This window comes from Deinococcus alpinitundrae, from assembly GCF_009982895.1.
In the GTDB taxonomy this organism is placed as follows: Bacteria; Deinococcota; Deinococci; order Deinococcales; family Deinococcaceae; genus Deinococcus; species Deinococcus alpinitundrae.
In genome coordinates this window covers 1-408 of the sequence record NZ_WXZL01000125.1, presented here as the reverse complement: position 1 = coordinate 408, position 408 = coordinate 1, and the positions used below count along the sequence as shown (strand labels likewise).

Here is a 408-nt window from a genome sequence, read left to right as displayed (position 1 = left end):
CAAGATTTGACCTTCAGCAAGCTCCACACCTGCCGCTTGAGCAATCTTTGCAGCACCTGCGTTGTACACAGAAGCATAATTGGTTGTCTTACCCTTCTTACGAGCTGCAACGATCTTGGCCAGTGTGCTCAGTTCAAGTTCAGTTGCTGTGCCATCCTTCTTCTTGCCCTTCAGCACTCCAAAGTTGTCATACTCCTCCTCTGTGATCATCTTGGCAATCTTTGCCATGAGGACGTGAGGGTCGAAGTCTTCGTGCTGCATTGTGGCAACATACTCAGGGTCATGTGGCAACATGAAGTGGTGCTTTACACGATCCTCAAGAGAGGACATGTCAGAGCCCGCCAACACCTTTTTCAAACCTGCAATCAAACTCCCCCGGATATCATACCCGTAAGGTTTATCCACGCC

General features: G+C 49.5%; 1 protein-coding gene. It reads right to left on the bottom strand.

Annotated elements, in window-relative coordinates; all coding sequences use genetic code 11:
* Positions 1 to 408: hypothetical protein (locus tag GUI70_RS22710; protein ID WP_202630571.1), on the bottom strand; the 408-nt coding region annotated here is incomplete at both ends.